Below are 21,399 nucleotides of genomic sequence, written 5' to 3' on the forward strand. Positions count from 1 at the left end.
TGTACGGATTCGAACGCATCGGTCGACCTCAAAAACACAGCATTTGAAATTGACGGCAATTGAATTGCGCGCAATTAAGTTAAGTGTTCTTACCAACCTGCGCCCTGAGCGCAATCACAGGAGCCCATCTCATGAAGTTGTCTTCCCTGGCGGCCGCCGGTCTTCTGGCGGTGTCCGCCCCCCATGCCGTTGCCGCGCCGCTCGAGCCCTCCACGCAGGCATTCGTGGACAGCCTGGCCAAGGCGGGAGGTCCTCCCATCTACACGCTGCCGCCGAAGGACGCCCGCGAGGTGCTGCGTGGAGCCCAGGCTGGGGAGGTGAAGAAGCCGGACGCGGCCATCGAGGACCGGACCATTCCGGGCGGGGGCGAGCTGGGCAAGGTCTCCATTCGCATTGTCCGTCCGAAGGGTGTCTCCGGGGTCCTTCCCGCGGTCATCTACATTCACGGCGGTGGCTGGGTACTGGGGGACAAGGACACCCATGACCGGCTCGTGCGCGAGCTGGCCGTGGGCACGCAGGCGGCCATCGTGTTCGTCAACTACAGCCCTTCTCCCGAGGCCCGCTTCCCCGTCGCCATCGAGCAGTCCTATGCGGTGGCCAAGTGGGTGGCCGAGCATGGCAAGGAAGCGAAGCTCGACGGCTCGCGCCTGGCCATCGCCGGCGACAGCGTGGGCGGTGACATGACGGCCGCGGTGACGCTCATGGCGAAGCAGCGGGGCACGCCGAAGTTCCGGTACCAGGTGCTCTTCTATCCGGTGACCGATGCGGCCTTCACCACGGACTCCTACCGCGAGTTCCAGAATGGCCCCTGGCTCACGAAGCCGGCGATGGAGTGGTTCTGGGCGCAGTACGTCCGCGATGACGCGGACCGGGCGAACATCCTGGCTTCCCCGCTGCGTGCCTCCCTCGACGAGCTGCGCGGCCTGCCCCCCGCCCTGGTCATCACCGATGAGAACGACGTGCTGCGCGACGAGGGCGAGGCGTATGCCCGGAAGCTCTCGCAGTCGGGCGTCCGCGTCACCGCCACCCGGTACCTGGGCACGATTCACGACTTCGTGATGCTCAATGCCGTCGCGGACACCCCGGCGGCCCGGGCTGCCATTCAGCAGGCCAGCCAGGCGCTGAAGGAAGCCCTGAAGAAGTAGCCAATCATATTGCGCGCAATGAATCCCGGGACCATCGTTGTCTCCAGGGGCTTCCAGCCCCGGGAGGCCGAGTCCCATGCCCAAGAAGCGTTCAGATCCCCTGCACCTGAGCGAGCAGCTCTGCTTCTCGCTCTACTCGGCGGTCCATGCCCTGCAGCGCACCTACCGCTCCCTGCTGGAAGACCTGGGCCTCACCTACCCGCAGTATCTGGTGATGCTCGTGTTGTGGGAGGAGGAGGGCCTGACGGTGAAGGCGCTGGGCGACCGGCTGCACCTGGACTCCGGGACGCTCACGCCGCTGCTGAAGCGGCTCGAGGCGGCGGGCCTCGTGGTGAGAGCCCGGGATCCCCAGGACGAGCGGCAGGTGCGCATTGGGCTGACGGCCCCGGGCCGGGCGCTCCGCACCCGGGCCGAGTGCATCCCACGCGCGCTGCTGGAGGCCTCGGGCCGCACCCCGGGGGAGATTCAGGCCCTCAAGGGCGAGATTCTCCGCTTCCGGGATGCGCTCCATGCGCGCCTGGAGTCCGAGTGACGGAACGGTCCCCGCCGCCTGTCTGAACCTGCACCACGCCCTTGCCCGCCTGGAGGTAGACCCACTCGCCGGAGCTCTCGGCGTTCATCTGCAGCTCCGAGGCCCCCGGGGCCAGCACCGGGCCCCAGCGGAGCTGGAGCATGCCGGGCGTCCCGGCCGTGTCGTAGTAGCTGGTGAACTGGAGCTTGAAGAAGGCGCCCGCGTCCGAGCGGACGACGTAGACCTGCGTGCGGGGCGTGAGCTTGTGCGTCCCCAGGTCATAGCTGTACCAGCCCTCGCCCACCTCAAAGGGAGTGTCCGGGTGGGTGTCGGCATCCTCGCCGTCCACCGCGTCGACGGCGTAGCCGGCCTGGGGCGCCTGGAGCACCTGCGTGAGGTCCGCGCCGGCCAGCATCGCCACCTCTACCCCGCCTGTGCCGCTCGAGCCCCCGCGCGAGCGGACATGGAAGCGCTGGAAGGCCACGTCCCACTTGGCGTCCTCGTTCGCGTTCTCCTGGCGGCGCGTGTCCAGGTCCAGGCCGATCCACTCCGTCTGGTTCGTGGCATCCACCGTGGTGGTGAAGGTGCCATCCCCGTTGTCCACGTGGCGCAGGTGCGTGTCCTGGGGGTTCTCCGGCGGGTCCTCGGGAGGAGGCTCGCCCGGCTCGGGCTGGAGGTCGGGGCCGCACGCCACGACCCAGCCCGTGAGGAGCAGGGCGGAGGCCGCGCGGCGGAGGAGGGGGAAACGGGAGGCGAAGACGGTCATGCGGAGAGAACCTCGGGGGAAAGCGCGTCAGAGCTGGGCCGAGAGGCCGGCTTGGAGGACGCGGGGGGGAATGGGCAGGTCCGTGGGGTTGCCTGCATCCAGCAGGTTGGAGCCCGCGATGAAGACGCGCAGGCCCGCGGGCAGTTGCCGGGAGATGCGGGCATCCAGCGTGACGTAGGACTTGGAGCGGTAGGGGTCGGCCACGCCGTCGCCATCGGTGTCCGGGTAGAAGGGACGCGAGCCCACGAGCGCGCCGCGTACCCACGTCTCCAGTCCCCAGGGCCGGAAGCGCCACGTCACCTGGCCCGTGAGCCGGTGGCGCGCCTGGCCCTCCAGCGGCTCATCCGTCTCGCGGTTGCGCCCGTCGGTGAGCGTGTAGCCCAGCTCCAGCTGCACGCTGCCGGGCAGCTTCTGGCGCACGCCCACCTCGCCCCCGCGCACGCTGGCCCGGTCCAGGTTGGCGTAGACGAAGCGCATGCCTTCCGGGTCCTGCTGGAGGCTGTAGGAGATCATGTCCCGCAGCGAGTGCTGGAAGAGGTTCAGCCACAGCAGCGAGGCGCTGGCGGGCCGGACCTCCGCGGACACGGTCACGCTGCGCGAGCGCTCCGGCTTCAGGTCCGGGTTGCCGCGCACGGTGTAGCCCACGGCCGGGTTCTCGAAGTCGAGCAGCAGCTCCTGAAAGCTGGGCGCGCGCAGCCCCCAGCCGTAGCTGGCCCGGAGCGTGAGCTTGGACAGCGGATCCACCCGGAGCGCCAGCCGTGGCGTCACGGCCGTGCCGAACTGGGAGTCGGCATCCAGGCGCACGCCGGGCACGAGCGCCAGGTTCGGCTGGGCCACCACCGTCCAGGTGTCCTGGGCATAGAAGGAGAGGCGGCCCCGCTCGCCGCTGGCGTCCTCCAGCCGGTCCGAGGTGAGGTGCTCGCCGAGCAGCTCCACCCCGGCCACGAGGGCGTGCCGCTCCCCCAGGCGCGCGTCGAGCTGGCCGCCGAGCCGGGCGAGCTGGTCGCGCGTGTCCTCCACCGTGTCGAGCGCGGAGGCCTGGCGCTGGTCGTTCACGTAGCGCCGCTTGAAGCCCGTGTAGTGCCCATCCGTGCGCAGCGTCACCGCGTCGCCCAGGCGCCACGCGGGCGACAGCCGCACGGTCAGCTCGTCGTCCCGGCTGGCGCGGTCGAAGATGGCCCCGGTGGCCCCCAGGTCCACGCCCCGCTGGACGCGCCGCTCGTAGGACACCGTGCTCGACAGCTCCAGCGGGCCCTCGCGCTTCAGGTCCCCGCGCGCGGACACGTTGAAGCCCGACAGGCTGCTGCCCGTGGTGCTGAGGTCCAGGGGCTCCAAGTCATACGCATCCCGGCGCTGGAGGCCTCCGCTCACCCGCAGGCCCCAGTCCTCGCGCCGGGCCTCGGCCGTGGCGTCCAAGTCAATCCACTGGAGACTTCCATAGGAGAGGCGCAGGTCCGCCCCGAGCGGCTTCCGGGCCTTCCGGGTGATGAAGTTCACCACGCCGGCCACCGCGTCGCTGCCATAGAGCACCGAGGAGGGGCCCTTGACGATCTCCACCTGCTCGATGTCCTCCATGGACAGCCGCGACAGATCGATGGCCCCGTTCACCCGGCCGGTGACGCGCTCCCCGTCCACGAGCACCAGGGCGTACTCGGAGCCGAGCCCCTGGACGCGCAGGTTCGCGCCCGCGAACGTGGAGGCCACCTCCAGGCCCGGGTGGGCCGCCAGCAGCTCCGCGGCATCCCGTGCCCCGCTGGCGACGATCTCCGCCCGGGTAATCACCTCGGTGGCCACGGGGGTGTTCTCCAGCCGCTCCGGGCTGCGGGCGGCCGTCACCACCGTCTGGGCCACGGGGGTTTCCTCGGGGGCTGCTGTGGCCTCCGCGGGGGGCACGGGCTCCACGGATGCGGGCGCCTCAGGAGGGTCCTGGCTCCAGGCCACCCCCGGCAGGGCGCACAGCGCGATGAGGAAGCTCCACCACCCGGACATGCCCCGTCCTCCGCCCTTGGGCCGGTGGGCCCTCCGGAGGGGGAAGGACGCGCTACTCCCGGCTGCGAATGGCGCGGACGGTATTGATATTCATTATCAAAGTCAAACCTTCGGTGCCGCGCTGCGGCGAGGCGCCTTCGGGAGGGGCGGGGCTAGAGATCGTAAACGAGCGCGGCCTGGAGAATGGGCGTCTGCCGGACGTAGCCGTTCAGGCGGTTGAGCACGGGCACGCGCACCCCGGCCTGGAGCACCATGTCCGTGGTGGGGCTGAAGAGGACATCGGGCGAGAGGAAGCCGATGAAGCCGCTGCCCTCGGTCTCGGCCACGCCGAGGGTGTCGCTGTTGCCCTCCAGGCGCGTGTCCGCCGCCAGGCGCAGGGCCCACCGGGCCTTGGGCTGGTACTGGACGGCCAGCGTACCGCGCAGCGAGGAGCCGCCCCGGAAGTCTTCCCGGCCCCGGGTGGGCAGGTAGCCGGTGGCGCTCACGAGGAAGGACCACTCATCCTGGAAGCCGGTGTAGGCCACCCCGGCGAAGGGGTCCACGGAGCCGCTGCCGAGCTGGGCGTCCAAGGACAGCGGGCGGCCCTGCGTATCCTTTAATGTGCGGGCCGTGGGCAGCTCCGCGCCGGCAATGAGGCTGAAGAGGTGGTTGGGGGCGAAGTTCCGGTCCCGGAAGAAGGTGGCCCGGGCGCTGACCTCCACATCGCCGATTCCCCAGCCCCGCTCCCGCGCCAGGCTGACCTCGCGCACCGTGCGCGTCTGCAGCGGCACCGTCACCGCCAGGGTCAGCCACGGCAGGGGCACATAGGCCGCGGACACGTCCATGCGCAGCTCCCGCAGGGAGATGGCGCTGTCCTGGCTGGCCCCGGAGGTAATCCCCCAGGCGCGCATGGTGCTGGCCAGCCGCAGGCGCCCGGCGAAGGGCTGCTCGGTGCCCATGGAGGTGAGGGTGGGGTCCCCACAGGCGCAGGTGGCGCATGCGGACGCCTTCACCGGCGTCAGGAGGAGCAGGGCTGCGGCAAGGGCGAGACAGGGCTTCCACATGGCGGGAGGCACTGTAACGGGCTGCCTTCCGCCGCCCCTGCGGTGTGTTGTCGCGGTGTCCTCTTCCGGGCAGCCCTCCGGGGCGGGACAGGTGACGTCAGGCGGACAGTTGGGGCAGGTGCCAGAGGAAGGCGTCCGACAGCGAGCGCACCCCGACGTGGCCGCACACCTCGGGAATGGTCCCCTGGTCCAGCACCCGGCCGCGGTGCAGCAGCACCACCCGGTCACACAGGGACTCGGCATCCCCCAGCGCGCTCGAGGACAGCAGCACGGACAGGCCCGCCTCCCGCGCCGCGCGGATGGTGATGTGCAGGAAGCGCGAGCTGAGCATGTCCAGCGAGTGCGTGGGCTCGTCCAGGATGAGCACCGCCGGGTCCTTCATGAAGGCGCAGGCCAAGTTGGTGCGCTGCCGCTGCTCGGCCGTCAGCGTGGCGCACGGCAGCGCCGCGAAGCGCTCCATCTCGAAGGTGTTGATGAGGTCTTCCAGGCGCCGCTCCATCACGTCCTTGCTCAGGCCCTGCAGCTGGCCCTGCTGGATGAGCAGCTCACGCGGCGTGGGGTGGGGCGGCAGGGGCTGGTCCCCGGACACGAAGCCCACCCGGCTCTTGATGCGGAAGGGCTGCGCCGCGGTGCTCACGCCTGCCACGATGGCCTCTCCCGACGAGGGCGCCAGCAGTCCCGCCAGCATGCGCAGGAGCGTGGTCTTCCCGGCCCCATGGGGGCCCACCACACCCACCACCTCGCCCGGGCCGACGTGGATGCTCACGCCCTGCACCGCGGTGGTCGTCGGATAGCTCTTGGACAGATCCTTGGCCTCGATCATGACGCATGACCCCCTGCAACGGTGAACACACCACGGGACACAGTCCCGCGCTGGCCCTCGCACCGCGCGGGGCCAGAAGAACGGTTGGGAGCGCCGGTCCATGGGACCGGCAAGGCGCGGGGAAGGGCGGCTCACCTGCTGCCAACGCCCTGTCCGCGAATGGCCGAGAAGTTGCTGATCTCGAGACGCCCGAGCGATCCTGCTCTCGTCCCAAGTGAGATCCGCTTGTGAGACCCATGAACAGGGTAATGCCATCTTTTTTTTGCGTCAACGACCGGCTGGCGCGGATCCAACCTTCCTACTAGGGAGGAATTGTCGAGGCTGACGAAACAGCGTGAGCTGTTTCACTCCGGCGCTCCCGTTCAGAGGGGAACCCTACTCGCCCAATTCGATCTTCTCGTCGATGTCCTGCTCGGTGAGCTTCGGGTTGGGCAGCGTGGAGAGCGTGGCCATGAGCAGCTTGTAGGAGGGCACGACGTAGGGCTCCACGGTGGGGCCCAGCTGCGAGACGTACTGGTCGGTGCGCTCGCGGAACTTGTCGTCGCGGGAGCTCCAGCTGCCGCCGGCCTCGGCGCTCCAGACGTCCTCTCCGTCCCCGCAGCGCACGAGCCGCGCGTGGACCGCGGCCTCCGCCCCGTCCTTCGTGCGCTTCACCTGCGGGTGCAGCCAGAGCACGCCCTCGATGCCCTCGACGCACAGGGCCTGCACGCCAGCGTCGTCCAGCGGGTCCGGCGTGGCGACGTTCTCCTTCACCAGGAAGTCGCGGTTCTGGTTGACGTACTGGCGGGCGATGAGGCTCCACAGCTCGCCCACCGCCTGCTGGCCATCCGGCAGCGGCTGCGTCACCACCACCAGCCGCTTCACGCGTTGCTGGTCCACCTGCGCGTAGTCGGGGCGGATGGTGCTCTTCTTCACCGCGGAGCAGCCCGTGAGCAGGGCCAGGCCCAGCGTGAGCGCGATTCGCTTCGTCGTCATGTTCTCCCTCTCCCGGCCCCACCGCGCACGGTGGGGCCTCCATTCACAACTCAACCGTGTCCCGCGAGGGGCCGCCCGGGCTCAGGCCGCCCGGGTCTCGCCCTTGGAGGCGCCCGGCGGCAGGGAGTCCCCGGGGGACTGGCCGCCGCCCTTGCGCACGCGCCGGTCGTGCAGGAGCTGCATCACCGCGGCGAGCACCGTGAAGGACACCACCAGCGTGGTGATGAGGCCGATGCACGCCACCAGGCCCATGGAGCGCAGGCCGTTGTGGCTCGCCGCCAGGAGGGCGCCGAAGCCCGCCACCGCCGTCAGCGTGGAGGAGGCCACCGCGGCCCCCACGCTGCGCAGCGCCACCACCGGGGAGGTGCCTTCCAAGAAGCGGTGCAGCAGGTACAGGCCGTGGCTCACCCCGAAGCCCAGGAGGATGGGCAGGATGATGACGTTCATGAAGTTCAGCCGCAGGTCGAACAGCGACATGAACCCCAACATCATCGCCAGGCCCACCGTGAGCGGGATGACCGAGGCGAGCGCCAGCGGCACGCTGCGGAAGTCGGCGAAGTGCATGACGAGGATCCACAGCGTGGCCAGGAGCACCGTGAGCCGGCCATCCGCCAGCACGATGCGCGCCAGGCGCGAGTAGAGCTGCGCGGAGCCCGAGGCGCGGAACGTCTTGCCCGAGGCGGTGTGGATGACGCTCGTCTCGTCGGCGAACTGGAGCATGAGCTTGCCGTCCCACAGGTCCACGCCCGGGTAGATGAACGTCAGGTAGCCGTGGTTCTCCGGCTTCGTGCTGGGCAGGTGGCGGAACTGCTTGGCGTAGAGGTCCGGCACGCCGTTCACGTCGAAGGGCCGCGCCGACAGCATCTTCATGAAGATGCCGGCCTTCTCCTGCATCTCCGGCGGCAGGGACTCCACGTCGATCTCCTTCAGCTCCTCCTGCCACTCCTCGAGAATCTTCGCGTTGGCCTGGGCGATGTCCGGCGGCGGGACGAAGGTGTAGACGCTCACCACCTGGTCGATCGTCGGGTACTTCTGGCGGTTCTGCGTCAGCTCGTCGTAGACCTCCTTCGCCTCCTCGCGCGTCTTCGTGTAGACGGCGATGGGATCGCTGGAGATCTGGAACCGCTCGTTGATCTCATCCTGGAGGCGCACGGAGGGCTGCCCCGCGGGCATCAGCGCGCGCGTGTTGTAGTTGAAGCGCACGCCGTACTGCAGGCGCTCGAAGAAGCCCATCTCCTTGCCCTGGGGTGGCTCCGCCGGGTTCCAGGGCACGGCGGCGGCGCACACCAGCGCGACGATGACGGTGCTGATGCCCAGCATCAGCCCGGGGCGCGGCAGGCGGATCTCCTTGCCCGTGGCGCTGCTGGTGGCCGGGGGCTTCATGGTGCCGATGAGCTTCTCGGGAAGGGCGGGGTTGAGCCGGCCCGCGAGCGACAGCAGCGCCGGGCTCCACGCGAACAGGGTGAAGCCCAGGATGAGCGTGCCGCAGCCGGCCAGGAAGCCGAACTGGCTGAAGCCCCGGAACTCGCTCACCATCAGCACGAAGAAGGAGCCGGAGGTCACCACCGCGGAGACCAGCGCGGGCCGGCCCGCGTTGATGATGGCATCCCGGATGGCCACGTCGTACGGCTTGCCCGCGCCCAGCTCCAGCCGCGTGCGGAACACGAAGTGGATGCCGTAGTCGATGCCGAACCCCATCAGGATGCCACCCAGGATGCTGGTGATCATGTTGAGCTCGCCCACCGTCGCGTAGGTGAAGCCCAGGGTGATGAGGGTGCCAATCACCATGCCGCTCACCACGATGAGCGTGGGCGCCCACTTGCGGAAGAACACGATGGTGATGAGCAGGATGGAGACGAAGGCGATGAACGCCACGGGCGTCAGCGACTCGTCGATGGCGTACGAGTCATCCAGCGACGTCTTGTAGGAGCCCGTGTAGCCGTAGGCGACCGTCTTCGCGTCGCCCATCAAGTCGTAGTCCTCCACCAGCTTCACGCCCGCGGCGTTGGAGGCCGAGTACTGCGCCAGGTCCCGGTTCAGCTTGTCGACGTAGTCCTTCGTCCGGCCGATCTCGTTGGTGTCCCACATCGGCTTGATGAGCATCATGATCATCTTGCGATCGGGCGAGATGTTGTAGTCGTCGCGGATGCTGCGCTTGCCGACGCTGGAGTACTTGTCGACCAGGTCCTGCAGGTCCAGCTTCACCGGCTCGGTCTTCTTCAGCTCGATGAAGAACGGGTTGTTGCGGCGCAGCTGGTCCTTCAGGTAGGTCATGATGCGCTTCTTGCCCTCGGCCAGGTCCTCCGTCTTCACGAAGAGGACCATGTTCTGCTGGGCGAACTCGACGGGCAGCTTGTGGCTGACGGAGCGGACGTGCTCCTTGTCCGCGAGAATCATCGCCGCCAGGTCATCCGAGACGCGCTTGAGGGTGGCCTCGTCCGAGGAGCGCAGCGCGAGCATGAAGTGGCCGCTGCCGCCCACCATGTCGATGATGCGCTTGACGTCCTTCACCTCGTCCAGCTCTTGGGAGATGAGATCGAGCTGGTTGGAGTTGATGGTCAGCTTCAGCGTGCCCCACACGGAGGCCGCGAGCAGCGCGAGGATGACGAGCAGCACCGTGCCGGGGCGGCGGACCATCAGTCCCGCGTAGGCAAGGGCGAAGCGGTTGGGAGGGTGGGGCGAGGCACTCATGTGCGCGCGACCCTACCGGCAAACCGTGCGGCCCGGAAGCGTTGCCAGAGTGCCCGCCCGCTGGGGCAGCCAACATCCTCAGCCCTCGGGCTGGGCAGGCGCGGCCACGGGCTCCGGGGGGGCCACGGGAGCGGGCGTGCTGGCGGGGGGCAGGAGGAACGAGCGGGGCTCCTTCAGCAGGCGCAGCCCCACCCACCGCATCAGCCGCCAGCTCTCCTGGGAGGAGATGTCCCTCGCCCGCAGGGCCACCGTCAGGGCCAGGGCGAAGGAGACGCCGATGTTGAGCACGGCGATGCCCAGCGTCCCCAGCAGGGCGGCGAGAAAGCCCCAGGTGAGCACGGACTGGGCGCCCAGCGCGCCTCCGGCCAGCGCCAGGGAGCCCAGGGAGAGGGTGGCGTGGCGGACTTCCAAGGGCAGGCCGAAGAACGAGCCCACCTCGGGCACCAGGGCCAGCAGCAGCCCCAGCGTCACCCCGCCGCCCAGGCCGGCCACGTGGCGCAGCATGAAGCCCGCGAAGTCATGGGCCCCGGTGTCCCCCAACAACTTCTGGAGGCCCCGGTGGTGGGCCAGGGCTTCCGGCAGGCGGCGGTAGACGAAGAAGTTCTCCAGCCAGCCCGAGGCCAGGCTGGAGGCCCACAGCAGCACCCCGGTCAGGGCCGCCCAGGCCAGGGTGGCGCTGCGCCACGGGTGGAGGGAGTCCATCACCGCCTGGGCCTGCCCGGGCTCCAGGAGCGGGCGGCCCGTGAACTGGTGGAAGACCAGGGTCAGCCCCACCGAGGCGAGCAGGACGCAGCTCAGGTTGCCCAGGAGCGCCGCGAGCTGGGAGCGGGTGAGGCAGGGGATGAGCTCCTCCAGCCGCTCCATGCGCCCCGGCCGGGGCCCCTTTCCGCCGATGGCCCCCGCGAGCATGGCGGCCGTCATCGACGGTTGCCGGGCAGCCAGCGTGAAGCCCAGGAACTGCATCGCCACGAAGCTGCTCGCGTAGTTGAGCGTGGCGAGCAGGCCCTCGAAGAAGGGGGCCAGCGACAGCTTGCTGATGAAGAGGGACAGGGCGGCGGTGACGGCGGCGAGCAGGCCTCCTCCGGAGGCCGAGTGCACCATGCCGTGGAACTCGGTCCGCGTGGAGATGAGGGGGTGTTCGCCCGAGTGGCCGACGCGCTCGATGGTGGTGCGCGCCATGAGCCGCAGGCGCGTCTTCGCCAGCTCGCGCAAGGAGCGCTCCTCGTGGGCCTGCCGCAGCAGGTGGAGGATCAACGTCAGCCCCTCGCGGCAGCGGTCCTCCCCGGGGGCGGCGCCCAGCACCCGCGCGATGGCCTCCATGCGGTCCAGCCCGCCCTGGATGGAGTCCAGCCGGTACACCAGCTTCACGCTCAGCCCGGAGGCCTCCAGGTGCTGCGTCACCGTGTCCGTCACGCTCCGGCAACCGGCCACGGCGGTTTCCAGCTCCTGGAGCGTGTCCGGCGCCGCGTTCCGGGCGAGCACGCTGTCGCAGGCGCGGCGCAGGCGCAGGAAGGGCGAGGCGCGGAAGGCCATGCCCGGGCTGCGGTCGCGCACCTCCTCGGTCAGGCCCTGGGCGGCGATGCGCGCGCCCAGCAGCGTGAGCGCATCCACCAGGTAGGACCGGAACACCATGCCCGGGTCGGGCAGCGGGGGCGGCGGCTCGCCCACCATGGCCAGCAGCCGGGCCAGGGGCCCCGCGGGCAGGGACTCCAGCCAGGTGACGTCCCCGGGCTTGGGAAACAGGTGCAGCAGGTCCGAGAAGCGCTCGGGGTCGGGCGGCGTGGGCAGCAGCCGGTGCAGCACGCGGTCCGCCAGCTCGGAGAAGAAGCCCGGGTGGTCCCCCAGCCCCACCTGGGCGAAGAGCTTCAGGCCATGGGCCTCGGCGCAGACGGCGCCCACCAGCCGGGACAGGGCCAGCCGCGTGGCGCGCTCGCCCTCCAGCACGCGCACCAGCAGCTTCAGCCGGGAGGCGGCCAGGGGCTGCGGCTCCTCTTCCTCATGGAGGCCCGAGGCGGAGCGCGGCTCGCGCAACCAGGCGATGCAGCGCTCCACCCACGCATCCCGGGCCTCCCGGTCCTCGCTGGGGATGACGTACAGCAAGCGGCACAAGTCCCGTACCGCCGCATGCCCCGGGGCACGCGGGGCGTACCTCACACAGAAGGCATCCATCTCGCGGCCGGAAGGCTCGCTGCGGAAGGGAAGGGAGAGGGACGCGGAAGCGGACATCACCAGCCGAGGTTCGAGGGAAGCCAGAGCCTACACGGCGCACTGGCTGCCTCCTACGCCCGGAGGCACGGCAGGTGGGGCAGGAGGCAGTGGAGCGCGGGGTTACTTCAGCGGGACCTTGGACAGCTCCTGATCCTTCTCGCGCATCGCCTTGAGCAGCGCGTCCCAGCCACCCTCCTTGAGGAGGGGGCGCACCTGGTCATCCCGGATGCCGGTGAGCATGGAGTCGCCCAGCACCACCACGTCCACCACCTTCCACGCGGCCTTGTCCTTGGCCAGGCTGTACTTGAGCTTGATCTCCTGCTTCTTCATCGGGTGCTCGATGACGACGGTGGAGGCCAGCTTGGCGCCATTGCCCGTCACCTCGGGCTCCGCGTAGTTGATGGCGGCCAGGTTCTTGAAGTTGTCGCGCACCTTGGGGAAGGCAATCTTCGCGAAGAGCGTTTGAAACAACTGGAGGAACTCCTTGCGCTGGGCCTCCGTGCCCTTCTCCCAGTCCTCGCCCACCAGGAAGCGCGCCTGCTGCTCGCCATCCATGAACTTGATGGCGGCCAGGTCCTTTCCGTAGCGGACGGACTGGACCATGCTCTTCACGGGCTTGGCCACCTCCTCGCCCGGCGCGGCGAGCGCGGGGACGGCCAGGAGGAGGGTTGCCAGAAGGGGGACGGTGCGGGAGCGGACGTTCATTCGGATCCTCGGTTCCTCTCGTCAGAAAGCGGGCGCTTCCTGTAGCCCAAGGGAACGCGCCCTGCCGTGCAAAATTCACGCGGTTGTGCCGCCGCCGCGCCCGGCCGCCTGGCCCCGGCCCCCGGGGTTCCCGGGGACTTCGTGGTGTTTGACTCGCCAAGTTGCTCACGTCTACTGTTCAAGCCTGCCGTAGTTTTCGACGGCCCGTCCTTTTCGAGAAGACATGCCTACCGACTTCCTGTTCACGTCCGAATCCGTCACCGAAGGCCACCCGGACAAGATCGCCGATCAGATCTCCGATGGTGTGCTGGATGCCATCATCTCCAAGGATCCCCAGGCGCGCGTCGCCGTGGAGACCCTGGTCAAGACCGGTCTCGCCATCGTCGCGGGCGAGGTGACCACGAACTGCTACGTGGACATTCCGAAGATCGTCCGGAGCACCATCTGCCGCATCGGCTACACCGACAGCTCCATGGGCTATGACGGCCACACCTGCGGCGTCATGGTGGCCATCGAGGGCCAGAGCCAGGACATCGCGCGCGGCGTGGACAACAAGAAGGACCAGGGCGCCGGCGACCAGGGCATGATGTTCGGCTACGCCTGTGACGAGACGCCGGAGCTGATGCCGGCCCCCATCCACTACGCGCACGCGCTCACCCGGCGGCTGGCCGAGGTGCGCCGCAAGGCGCACCCGTGGATCCGTCCGGACGGCAAGAGCCAGGTCTCGGTGCAGTACATCGACGGCCGCCCGGCGCGCATCGACACCGTGGTGGTGTCCACGCAGCACGCCGAGGAGATCTCCAACAAGAAGATCCACGAGGCGCTGCGCGAGGACGTCATCGCCCGCGCGCTGCCGGCCAAGCTCATCGACAAGAAGACCAAGTTCTTCATCAACCCCACGGGCCGCTTCGTGGTGGGTGGCCCCATGGGCGACTCGGGCGTGACGGGCCGGAAGATCATCGTCGACACCTACGGCGGCATGGGCCGTCACGGTGGCGGCGCCTTCTCCGGCAAGGATCCGTCCAAGGTGGACCGCTCCGCGGCGTACATGGGCCGCTACATCGCCAAGAACGTGGTGGCCGCGGGGCTGGCGCGCCGCTGCGAGGTGCAGGTCTCCTACGCCATCGGCGTCGCGGAGCCCGTGAGCGTGATGGTGGAGACGTTCGGCACGGCCACCGTCCCGGAGGAGAAGATTGCCCAGGCGGTGCGCCAGGTGTTCGGCCTGCGTCCGCGTGAAATCATCGAGAACCTGGACCTGCTGCGGCCCATCTACCAGAAGACCGCCGCGTACGGTCACTTCGGCCGCGCCGAGAAGGAGTTCACCTGGGAGCGCACCGACAAGAAGGATGCGCTGCGCGAGGCCCTGGCGGGCCGCACGCGCCTGAAGGCCGTGGGCAGCCCGTAACGGTCCTGTCCGCCTGCTGAGCCCGCGCGCGGTCTTCCCCTGGGGAGGCCGCGCGTTGTGTTTGGGGGCTCAGGCGGGGAAGGTGGCCAGCGTGAGCTGCCCGGGCGGGCAGGGCAGCTCCCGCAGCTGGAGCAGGTGCCCGGAGACGTAGCGCCACCCGGTCCCATCGTGGCGGAAGTCCGACCGCTCCACGAAGGAGCGGTCCTTGCCGCGCTCGAAGACCTTGGCGAAGAAGAGCACCTGCGCCACGCCCTGGGCATCGGGCGGCCTGCGGTCCAGCACGGCGAGTCCCGGGTACTGGTGGCTCTGCGCGGAGGTGCGCAGCTCGCGCAGCATGTCCGCCTCGGGGCGGGCGCGGTCCGGGTGCTCCGGGTGCAGCGTCCTCCACAGGTAGGCCACCTCCCGGAGCGCGAAGGCGCTGTAGCGCGAGCGCATCAGCGCTTCGGCGTCCGGTGGCTCGGCCTGACCCCGGTGGTAGGGGGCACAGCACTGGCGGTAGCGGAGACCCGAGGAGCAGGGACAGGGGGGCGCGGGGGGCATGGTCGGGGCACGAGCCTAGCCCCAAGCGGCCCTGCCCACCGCCGGACGATTCGGCGGGGAACCCTTCCCGGGCCCCGGACATGGCCCTTGCGGGCAGGAGGGGGAGGGCATACATCCGGCACCTTCCACTATGAGCCTCATCGAAGCCATCGTCCTGGGACTGGTCCAGGGCCTCACCGAGTTCCTCCCCATCAGCTCCACGGCCCACCTGCGCATCGTGCCGGAGCTGTTCGGCTGGCAGGACCCGGGGGCGGCGTACTCCGCCGTCATCCAGCTGGGCACCGTGGCCGCCGTGCTCATCTACTTCCGCAAGGACCTGGTGCAGCTCACCACCGCCTTCTTCCAGGGGCTCGTGCGCCGCCAGCCCTTCGCCACCCTCGAGTCCCGGCTGGCGTGGTTCGTCCTGGTGGGGACGCTGCCCATTGGCGTGTGCGGCCTGGCGCTCAAGAAGTACATCGAGAGCTCCCTGCGCTCGCTCTACATCATCTCCGGCAGCCTCATCGTCCTGGCCCTCATCCTGCTCCTCGTGGAGCGGATCGCCTCGCACCAGCGCACGCTGAAGGACATGCGCTGGAGGGACGGCATCATCATCGGCCTGTGGCAGGCGTTGGCCCTCATTCCGGGCTCCTCGCGCTCGGGCACCACGCTCACCGGGGCGCTGTCGCTGGGGCTGCGGCGGGAGGATGCCGCGCGCTACTCCTTCCTGCTCTCCATTCCCGCCACCTCCCTGGCGGGCCTCTTCGAGCTCAAGCACCTGCTGGAGGCCGATGCCCGGCCGTCCGCCCTGGCGCTGTGGACCGGCACGCTGGTGGCCTTTGGCTCGGGCTGGGCGGCCATCGCCTGGCTCATCCGCTACCTGCGCACCCGCACCACCCTGGTGTTCATCGTGTACCGGGTGGCCCTGGGGCTGGCGCTGATTGGCCTGCTGGAGGCCGGGGTGCTCAAGCCGCTGTCGGGTGTGGAGAACGTCGCGCCCCCCGAGCAGCCGGTGAAGGCCCAGGTGGAGAAGCAGGTGACGGACTGACGTGACCGCGCTCTTCGACGCCCTGGAGACCCGGCTCTCCACGCTTCCTCCCCGGGCCCTGAACCTGCCCGGGCTGGTGCTGCGGGAGTCCGCGGTGCTCGTCCCCCTCTTCGAGCGCGAGGGCGTGACGCACATCCTCTTCACGCGCCGCCCCGCCCACCTGCGCAACCACGCCAACCAGTTCTCCTTTCCGGGCGGACGGAGAGACCCGGAGGACGTGACGCCGCTGCACACCGCGCTCCGGGAGACGGAAGAGGAACTGGGCATTCACCGCTCGCGCGTGCGGGTGCTCGGCATGCTGGACGAGGTGCCCACCACGACGGCCTTCCGCATCCAGCCCTTCGTGGGCGTCATCCCCGGGGATGGGCAGTACCAGCCGAACGCCGAGGAGGTGGAGTTCATCCTCGAGGTGCCGCTGCGCGGGCTGCTGGAGCCCAGCCTGTACCGCACCGAGAAGCGCACGGCCCAGGGCATCGAGTACGACGTGGACTTCTACACCTACAACACCCACGTCGTCTGGGGGGCCACCGCGCGCATCCTCCGGAGCCTGTTGGCGCTGGCGTCCGAGGTGGGGCCTCAGAACTGGAGGTAGACGTAGGGCCGCGTCTCCACCGCCGAGAGGTGGCGGATGCCCAGGCCGATGAGCACCAGCACCACCGCGCGCACCGGCACGGGCATGCGCACGAAGAGCGTCCCGGCGTCATGGAACAGGCGCATGGGCAGCATGTGGCTCACCACCGCCACGCCCAGCATGGCCCACACCAGGCCGCTCACGTTGTCCAGGCCCGGCATGCCCAGGGCCATGCGCGCGTAGAACTCGCCCGCATGGGCCAGGTCCGGCGCCCGGAACACCACGCGCGTGAGCACCACCACCGTGAAGGTGACGAGGATGCCCACGCCGATGCGCACCGGGCCTGCGTCCTCGGGCCTTCCGCCGCGGAGCCACCACCAGGTGCGCAGCAGCCCCAGGCCCACCCCGTGTGCCGCGCCCCAGATGGCGAAGCGCCAGTCCGCCCCGTGCCACAGGCCGCCCAGCACCATCACCGTCATCAGGTTGAAGAGCACGCGCGGCTTCGAGCGCCGGTTGCCGCCCAGCGGAATGTACAGGTAGTCCCGGAGCCAGCTCGACAGGCTCATGTGCCAGCGGTTCCAGAACTCGAACAGGTTGCGCGCCAGGTAGGGCCGCTGGAAGTTCTCCGGGAACTCGAAGCCGAAGAGCGCCGCGGCGCCAATGGCCACGTCCGAGTACCCCGAGAAGTCCAGGTACAGCTCGAAGGTGTAGGCCACCGCCGCCACCAGGCACTCCGCCGAGGTGTAGGCCTCGGGGTTGCCGAACACCGGGTCCACCAGCCCGCTGCCCAGCACGTCCGCGATGACCAGCTTCTTCACCAGGCCCACGGCGATGCGGTACAGCGCGCGGCCCCCGGCCTCGGGCGAGAGCGTGGGGACGTCCTTGAAGCGCTCCAGCAACGCCGAGGCCCGCACGATGGGGCCCGATACCACGCGCGGGAAGAAGAGCAGGTAGAGCAGGTGCTCCAGGTAGCTGTGCTCCGCGCTCGCCTTGCCCCGGTACACGTCCACCACGTAGCTGATGGCCTGGAAGCACAGGAAGGAGAGCCCCACGGGCAGCAGCCACCCGAAGGGCTCGGCCCGGATGTGGACTCCGAGCGGCGCCAGCAGGTTCTGGGCCGTCTGGCGGAACAGGTCCGCGTACTTGAAGCTGCCCAGCAGCCCCAGGTTGAACACCACGGACGCCGTCACCAGCGCCTTGCGCACCCGGGGGGACTGCGCCCGGGCGAGCCCCTTCACCACCAGGTGGTCGAAGCCCGCGCCCACGAAGAAGACGATGATGGGCAGCGGGGTCCACGCCACGTAGAAGCACACGCTCGCGGCGAGCAGCACGCCCAGCCGCGCCCCGCGGTGGCGGTGCACGGCCCAGTACAGGGCGAAGGTGAGCGCGAGGAAGACCAGGTACGGGATGCTGGTGGACTGCATGTCAGCCGCCCTCCGCGGCATGGGCGGTGGGGGCGGCGGGCACGGGCAGGGTCCCCTTCGTCTGGACGCGGGCCTGGCCTGCCTCCGCGGACGTGGCCTTGGAGGCGTCGTAGCCTGCCAGCAGCTCCTTCACGAAGGCGCTGGCGAGCCGCTCGGCGCCCTCGGGCGTCAGCTGGGCGCCATCGCCGAGCGCGGGCACCGCGCGCTGCCAGCGCAGCATCGAGCGCTCGCCGCCCATGGCGGCCCGGGCTGACCAGTAGGCGCACCCAGCGTCCCGGGCCACCCCGGGCAGCGTGGAGAGCACCCGCTCCAGGGCAGGGGCCTCGGTCCAGCGGCCCTGCGTGTCCTGTTGCAGGGGGTCCGTGGGGCCGATGAGCAGACACTCGGCCCCCGTGGCGGCGCGCAGCCGGGAGATCGCCGCCGTGTACGCCTTGCTCAGTGCCTCCGGCTCCAGGGAAGGCTCGCCCGCTTCGAGGGCGCCATACCGGAACACGAGCAGCTGGGGCTTGCGCGTGGCGAGCTGCGCCTCGAGCGTCTCCAGCTCCGGGCCGTTCAGCGTGAAGGCCGTCGCGCCGGGCGTCTCGAGCGTGTCATAGGTGATGCCCTTGCTGGCCGCGCCGGAGCGCTTGGCGAGCGCCCCCTGCACGGCGCGGGAGAAGCCAGGGAGGGGCCGGTCGGAGGGGCCAAGCTGAACGATGTCCAGCGGCTCGCCCTCTTTCGCGTCTTCCATCGCCCGGAGGCGCGCGAACGTGCTCCGCAGCGAGGTGCCGCTGTCGAGGAGACCGGCGGGGTCCTCCACCTGCAAGTGCGGGTGCTGCCGGGCATAGGCCCGCTGGAGGGCGAAGTCGAACAGGTGGCCCATCAGGTCCGAGCCTCGCGCGCGGGGATGCACGAGGTCCTCGTTCAGCAGCTTCAGCGGCAGCCAGCGGATGGCGGCGCCCTCTCCCCCCATGGCGGCCAGGGAATCCCAGAAGGCGCAGCCGCCGTCGCGGGCCACCTCGCGGAGGATGCGGCCCACCTCCTGCGTGCCCCGGCGCGGCACCAGCTCGCCGCCCATGGTGCGCACCGCCGCATCCAGCGGGGACATGACGAGGCAGGCCGAGTCCGGGACGGACTCCCGCACCCACTTCACCAGCTCCACCGCCGAGGCGCGGATGTCCTCGGGCTTCGTCCGGTCCCGCGAGAGGTAGAAGGCCTCGTTGCCGCCCACCATCAGCACCACGAGCGAGGGCTTGCGGTGGCGGAGCTGGGCGCGGAAGGCCTCCCGCTTGGCGCGCAGGAACACCTCCGCGGTGGCGCCCGGCAGGCCGATGGTGTCGTAGACGATGCCCGGCTGGCCACTCTCCATCGAGACGCCGTGCAGCTCCACCTTGCCGGTGGTGTGCAGCGACAGCGTCTGGGTGCCCTCGGGCAGGGCCACCCGCGCGAAGGCCATCTGGGGCGACTCGAAGTGGGTGAGCAGGCGCTGCAGCGGCTTGCCGTCCGCGCTGAACATCACCGTGCCGCCCTGGGGCTGGGTCTGGAAGAAGAGCTCCGCGGTGCGGGCCCCTTCGGCCGGGAAGCGCGCGCTCGGCGAGCCCTGGCCCGTGGAGGCGAAGGCCACGCCGGTGAAGCCCAGCCGCTCCTTGGGGTAGTTGCGGTCGATGATGCGGGTGATCTGCCAGCCCTCGCTGGCCGTCCCTGCGCGCACCGTGCGCCCCGCCCCGGTGGGCCGGTCGATGTAGAGCAGCCCCTTGCCGCCCGAGCCGTGGCGCTCCTGGAGCCGGTCCCGGATGACGTCGGTGATGTGGTCCGAGGCGATGAGCGAGTCCCCCAGGTGCACCACGCGCACGGGGGAGCGCCGCGTGTCCTCGCGCAGCGCACTCAAGGCGCGGAAGAAGGGGGCCAGCCCGTTCTCCTCGCACCCCGAGGGCCCCGGGCGGCGGCAGCCCAGCTCGATGTCCACGTGCTGGGAGGCCACGCGCTCGCGCAGGCTCTCCAGCGACAGGGCGCGGGCGCGCGTGAGGGTCCCCAGTCCCTCCAGGTCGGACGGGGGCGCCATCACGGTGGGGGCCTCGGCCTCCTCCGGCTCGGGGGCCTCGTCTTCCTCGGGGGGCAGCGCGTCCGGGGTGCCCGGGGCGGCCACGGGGGCGGCGGTCAGCACGTCCTGGGGCGGGGCCGCGGCGGGGCCTCCGGTCAGGATGCGGGGCAGGAACAGGGCCGCCAGCCGGGGCGCGACGGGGCCCTCCTGGCGCAGGCGGGGAATGGGACGCAGGGACTCGGGCAGCGGGGCAAAGGACAGCCCAAGCGCGAGCGCGCCGGTGAGGACGATGGTCCACCCGGTGGATGTGGCCTTGAAGTTCAACTCAGCGGCATGAGACTGGCTTTTCGGCCTGGGGTCAAAACTCCGCCCTCGGCACGGGTGCCTGGTGGACGGTAGGGGGAGCAAGCAGGCAAAGCCCCGTCCTTCTGTTCCGGGAGACGCTATGGTGCGCCGCCCATGGCCCTCTATCCCGTCATCATGGCCGGTGGTTCCGGCACCCGCTTCTGGCCCCTGTCCCGTCAGGCCCGCCCCAAGCAGTTCCTGCCCCTGGCCTCGAAACTCCCCCTCATCACCGACACCACCGCCCGGCTCAAGGGGTTGGCCTCGCTGAAGGACACCTTCATCGTCTGTGGCCCCCTGCACGCCAAGACCGCCGCGAAGCTGGTGAAGGGGCTGCCCCCGAAGAACCTCCTGGTGGAGCCCGTGGCCCGCAACACCGCGCCGGCCATCGCCCTGGCCACGGTGCAGGTGGCCGCCCGGGACCCGGAGGGCATCCTCCTCGTCCTGCCCTCGGACCACCACGTGGCGGACCCGGCCGGCTTCCGCAAGACGCTCGCCGAGGCGGCGAAGCTCGCCGGGCGGGGCCACATCGTCACCCTGGGCATCCAGCCCCACCGCCCGGAGACGGGCTACGGCTACATCCAGCTCGGCGAGCCCCTGGACGGGGGCGGCCGGAAGGTGAAGGCCTTCAAGGAGAAGCCGGACCTGGAGACGGCGCAGGGCTACCTGAAGTCCGGCGAGTTCCTGTGGAACGGCGGCATCTTCGTCTTCCGGGCGGATGTGATGCTGGCGGCGCTCGCCGAGCACATGCCGGAGATGAAGAAGGGGCTCACGGCCCTGAAGGGCGCGGTGGGCAAGCGCACCTTCCCCTCCGTGCTCAAGAAGGTGTTCCCCAAGCTGCCCGCCGTCTCCATTGACTACGGGGTGATGGAGAAGGCCTCCAACATCGCCGTGCTGCCCGGGGACTTCGGCTGGTCCGACGTGGGCTCCTTCGCCGCCATCCCCGAGGTGCGCCCCGCGGATGCCCGCGGCAACGTCGTCTCCGGAGACGAGACCGTCGTGGTGGACTGCGACAACTGCGTGGTGCTGGGCGACACGCGGCCGCTGGCGGTGGTGGGCCTCACGGACGTGGTGGTGGTGGACGCCGGGGACGCGGTGCTCGTGGTGCCCAAGGACAAGAGCCAGGATGTGCGCAAGGTGGTGGAGGCCCTCAAGGCCCGCAAGCGCCAGAAATACCTCTGAAACAAGGTTCAGGGCCCTTTAACGCATTGCGTGAG

At 70.2% G+C, this 21,399-nt stretch carries 17 protein-coding genes; 6 read left to right on the forward strand and 11 right to left on the reverse strand.

Annotation, left to right across the window (positions count from 1 at the left end):
• Positions 1 to 131 precede the first annotated feature (131 nt).
• Positions 132 to 1,145 carry an alpha/beta hydrolase gene (locus KY661_RS01545; RefSeq protein ID WP_225408486.1) on the forward strand — a complete coding sequence of 338 codons (1,014 nt, stop codon included), beginning with the start codon at positions 132 to 134 and terminating at the stop codon, positions 1,143 to 1,145.
• Positions 1,146 to 1,221: 76 nt separating this feature from the next.
• Complete coding sequence (locus KY661_RS01550; protein ID WP_225408487.1) at positions 1,222 to 1,677, forward strand: MarR family winged helix-turn-helix transcriptional regulator; 456 nt, start codon at positions 1,222 to 1,224, stop codon at positions 1,675 to 1,677.
• Here KY661_RS01550 and KY661_RS01555 read toward each other — a convergent pair.
• From KY661_RS01555 to KY661_RS01590, 8 genes are all read right to left on the reverse strand, one after another.
• Positions 1,619 to 2,422: an HmuY family protein gene (locus KY661_RS01555; RefSeq protein ID WP_225408488.1), complete on the reverse strand. Its 804-nt coding sequence runs from the start codon at positions 2,420 to 2,422 to the stop codon at positions 1,619 to 1,621. The two genes, KY661_RS01550 and KY661_RS01555, sit on opposite strands and share 59 nt — an antisense overlap.
• Before the next feature lie 27 nt (positions 2,423 to 2,449).
• Positions 2,450 to 4,411 carry a TonB-dependent receptor plug domain-containing protein gene (locus tag KY661_RS01560; protein WP_225408489.1) on the reverse strand — a complete coding sequence of 654 codons (1,962 nt, stop codon included), beginning with the start codon at positions 4,409 to 4,411 and terminating at the stop codon, positions 2,450 to 2,452.
• Positions 4,412 to 4,563: 152 nt separating this feature from the next.
• Positions 4,564 to 5,454: a transporter gene (locus KY661_RS01565; RefSeq protein WP_225408490.1), complete on the reverse strand. Its 891-nt coding sequence runs from the start codon at positions 5,452 to 5,454 to the stop codon at positions 4,564 to 4,566.
• Positions 5,455 to 5,551: 97 nt separating this feature from the next.
• Complete coding sequence (locus KY661_RS01570; protein WP_225408491.1) at positions 5,552 to 6,277, reverse strand: ATP-binding cassette domain-containing protein; 726 nt, start codon at positions 6,275 to 6,277, stop codon at positions 5,552 to 5,554.
• A gap of 375 nt (positions 6,278 to 6,652) precedes the next feature.
• Positions 6,653 to 7,252: an MXAN_6521/LA_1396 family lipoprotein gene (locus KY661_RS01575; RefSeq protein ID WP_225408492.1), complete on the reverse strand. Its 600-nt coding sequence runs from the start codon at positions 7,250 to 7,252 to the stop codon at positions 6,653 to 6,655.
• Positions 7,253 to 7,333: 81 nt separating this feature from the next.
• Positions 7,334 to 9,943 (reverse strand): efflux RND transporter permease subunit, encoded by a 2,610-nt coding sequence (locus KY661_RS01580; protein ID WP_225408493.1) that lies wholly within the window; start codon positions 9,941 to 9,943, stop codon positions 7,334 to 7,336.
• Positions 9,944 to 10,021: 78 nt separating this feature from the next.
• Positions 10,022 to 12,097, reverse strand: a complete 2,076-nt coding sequence (locus tag KY661_RS01585; protein ID WP_317987200.1) for a gliding motility protein — start codon at positions 12,095 to 12,097, stop codon at positions 10,022 to 10,024.
• A gap of 174 nt (positions 12,098 to 12,271) precedes the next feature.
• Positions 12,272 to 12,856, reverse strand: a complete 585-nt coding sequence (locus KY661_RS01590) for a Tgt2/MlaC family protein (protein ID WP_225408495.1) — start codon at positions 12,854 to 12,856, stop codon at positions 12,272 to 12,274.
• A 223-nt stretch (positions 12,857 to 13,079) separates the two neighbouring features.
• On the opposite strand from KY661_RS01590, the gene metK reads away from it, so the two are divergent.
• Positions 13,080 to 14,261, forward strand: a complete 1,182-nt coding sequence (metK, locus tag KY661_RS01595) for a methionine adenosyltransferase (RefSeq protein ID WP_075008995.1) — start codon at positions 13,080 to 13,082, stop codon at positions 14,259 to 14,261.
• A 69-nt stretch (positions 14,262 to 14,330) separates the two neighbouring features.
• On the opposite strand, the gene KY661_RS01600 is transcribed toward metK, so the two are convergent.
• Complete coding sequence (locus KY661_RS01600; RefSeq protein ID WP_225408496.1) at positions 14,331 to 14,801, reverse strand: YchJ family protein; 471 nt, start codon at positions 14,799 to 14,801, stop codon at positions 14,331 to 14,333.
• A 130-nt stretch (positions 14,802 to 14,931) separates the two neighbouring features.
• Between KY661_RS01600 and KY661_RS01605 the strand changes: the two genes are divergently transcribed.
• Together KY661_RS01605 and KY661_RS01610 are read left to right on the forward strand one after the other, a co-directional pair.
• Positions 14,932 to 15,825, forward strand: a complete 894-nt coding sequence (locus KY661_RS01605; protein ID WP_225408497.1) for an undecaprenyl-diphosphate phosphatase — start codon at positions 14,932 to 14,934, stop codon at positions 15,823 to 15,825.
• A gap of 1 nt (position 15,826) precedes the next feature.
• Positions 15,827 to 16,417 carry a CoA pyrophosphatase gene (locus tag KY661_RS01610; protein WP_225408498.1) on the forward strand — a complete coding sequence of 197 codons (591 nt, stop codon included), beginning with the start codon at positions 15,827 to 15,829 and terminating at the stop codon, positions 16,415 to 16,417.
• On the opposite strand, the gene KY661_RS01615 is transcribed toward KY661_RS01610, so the two are convergent.
• On the reverse strand, positions 16,402 to 17,820 hold the full coding sequence (locus tag KY661_RS01615) for an MBOAT family O-acyltransferase (protein WP_225408499.1): 1,419 nt from the start codon (positions 17,818 to 17,820) through the stop codon (positions 16,402 to 16,404). The genes KY661_RS01610 and KY661_RS01615 overlap by 16 nt on opposite strands.
• 1 nt (position 17,821) lies before the next feature.
• Positions 17,822 to 20,164 (reverse strand): GDSL-type esterase/lipase family protein, encoded by a 2,343-nt coding sequence (locus KY661_RS01620; protein WP_225408500.1) that lies wholly within the window; start codon positions 20,162 to 20,164, stop codon positions 17,822 to 17,824.
• Positions 20,165 to 20,299: 135 nt separating this feature from the next.
• Between KY661_RS01620 and KY661_RS01625 the strand changes: the two genes are divergently transcribed.
• Complete coding sequence (locus KY661_RS01625) at positions 20,300 to 21,364, forward strand: mannose-1-phosphate guanylyltransferase (RefSeq protein ID WP_225408501.1); 1,065 nt, start codon at positions 20,300 to 20,302, stop codon at positions 21,362 to 21,364.
• Positions 21,365 to 21,399 lie beyond the last annotated feature (35 nt).

It is taken from the genome of Allostigmatella hybrida (assembly GCF_020103775.1).
Lineage (GTDB): Bacteria > Myxococcota > Myxococcia > Myxococcales > Myxococcaceae > Hyalangium > Hyalangium aurantiaca.

Coding starts and splice junctions, on each gene's coding strand:
- metK (WP_075008995.1), top strand. CDS start 13,080: ATGCCTACCGACTTCCTGTTCACGTCCGAATCCGTCACCGAAGGCCAC.
- KY661_RS01580 (WP_225408493.1), bottom strand. CDS start 9,943: ATGAGTGCCTCGCCCCACCCTCCCAACCGCTTCGCCCTTGCCTACGCG.
- KY661_RS01570 (WP_225408491.1), bottom strand. CDS start 6,277: ATGATCGAGGCCAAGGATCTGTCCAAGAGCTATCCGACGACCACCGCG.
- KY661_RS01560 (WP_225408489.1), bottom strand. CDS start 4,411: ATGTCCGGGTGGTGGAGCTTCCTCATCGCGCTGTGCGCCCTGCCGGGG.
- KY661_RS01550 (WP_225408487.1), top strand. CDS start 1,222: ATGCCCAAGAAGCGTTCAGATCCCCTGCACCTGAGCGAGCAGCTCTGC.
- KY661_RS01605 (WP_225408497.1), top strand. CDS start 14,932: ATGAGCCTCATCGAAGCCATCGTCCTGGGACTGGTCCAGGGCCTCACC.
- KY661_RS01600 (WP_225408496.1), bottom strand. CDS start 14,801: ATGCCCCCCGCGCCCCCCTGTCCCTGCTCCTCGGGTCTCCGCTACCGC.
- KY661_RS01590 (WP_225408495.1), bottom strand. CDS start 12,856: ATGAACGTCCGCTCCCGCACCGTCCCCCTTCTGGCAACCCTCCTCCTG.
- KY661_RS01565 (WP_225408490.1), bottom strand. CDS start 5,454: ATGTGGAAGCCCTGTCTCGCCCTTGCCGCAGCCCTGCTCCTCCTGACG.
- KY661_RS01575 (WP_225408492.1), bottom strand. CDS start 7,252: ATGACGACGAAGCGAATCGCGCTCACGCTGGGCCTGGCCCTGCTCACG.
- KY661_RS01555 (WP_225408488.1), bottom strand. CDS start 2,422: ATGACCGTCTTCGCCTCCCGTTTCCCCCTCCTCCGCCGCGCGGCCTCC.
- KY661_RS01545 (WP_225408486.1), top strand. CDS start 132: ATGAAGTTGTCTTCCCTGGCGGCCGCCGGTCTTCTGGCGGTGTCCGCC.
- KY661_RS01625 (WP_225408501.1), top strand. CDS start 20,300: ATGGCCCTCTATCCCGTCATCATGGCCGGTGGTTCCGGCACCCGCTTC.
- KY661_RS01615 (WP_225408499.1), bottom strand. CDS start 17,820: ATGCAGTCCACCAGCATCCCGTACCTGGTCTTCCTCGCGCTCACCTTC.